Raw genomic sequence first — 936 nt, 5'->3', positions numbered from 1 at the left:
CCGTACGCCCGTGAGCTCGGCGACTTCCTACGCGCTCGGCGTAGCCGGCTGCGTCCACACGACGTCGGCCTGGAGCCGGGCGGCCGGCGCAAGGTCACCGGGCTGCGGCGCGAGGAGCTGGCCCTGCTGGCCGGGCTGAGCACCGACTACTACCAGCGGATCGAGCAGGGCCGGGAGGTACGCCCGTCCGACGACGTCCTGGACGCGCTTGCCGGCGCGCTCGGCCTCGACGACAAGGAACGCCGGCACCTGTTCACCCTGGCCCACGCCGCCCGCCGGTCGCTACCCGCCCGGGTGAACCGCGATCCGGAGCGGGTGCCGGTCAGCACACGGCGCCTGCTGCGGGTGATGGACACCCCAGCGGTCGTACTCGGCCGGCATCTTGACCTGCTCGACTGGAACCCGATGGCGCGAGCGCTGCTCGGCGACCCGGACGCCTACCCGACCGACCGGCTCAACATGCTCCTGCTGCTGTTCGACGACACGCTGACCGGCAAGCGTAGCTGCCCGGACTGGGAGCGGCAGGCCCTGGACTACATCGGCATGATGCGCGCCGCCGTTGCCACCGACCCCACCCACCCACGCGCCACCGCGATCGTTGGCGAGCTGAGCATCCGCAGCGCCCAGTTCCGGCGGCTGTGGGCCCAGCACGACGTACGCGAGTCGGTCAGCGGCACCAAGACCTTCCAGGTCCCTGAGGTAGGCGACATCGTCCTGGACTGGGACACGTACCCCCTGCCCGGAAACCCCGGCCCGGTCATGCTCGTCTTCACCGCCGCACCGGGCAGCGCCGACGCAGACCGACTGCAGCTCCTGGCGTCGTTGCACGCGACCCGCTCAACGCTCGCCAACAAGCACCCCTCCCAGACGGGCAGGACCGCCGCCGGCCCCACCCCTGGCCGGACTTCATAATCGGGTGCGCGCTCATGCCGCGAA

General features: G+C 71.7%; 1 protein-coding gene. It reads left to right on the top strand.

Annotated features, from left to right (window positions below):
* A partial coding sequence (locus Pma05_RS42135; RefSeq protein WP_203863147.1) for a helix-turn-helix transcriptional regulator occupies nucleotides 1-912 on the top strand: 912 nt, incomplete at its 5' end.
* Nucleotides 913-936 lie beyond the last annotated feature (24 nt).

The organism is Plantactinospora mayteni (genome assembly GCF_016862935.1).
GTDB lineage: Bacteria > Actinomycetota > Actinomycetes > Mycobacteriales > Micromonosporaceae > Plantactinospora > Plantactinospora mayteni.
Note: the sequence above shows the minus strand (reverse complement) of the source record. Positions and strands in the feature narration are given on the sequence as shown.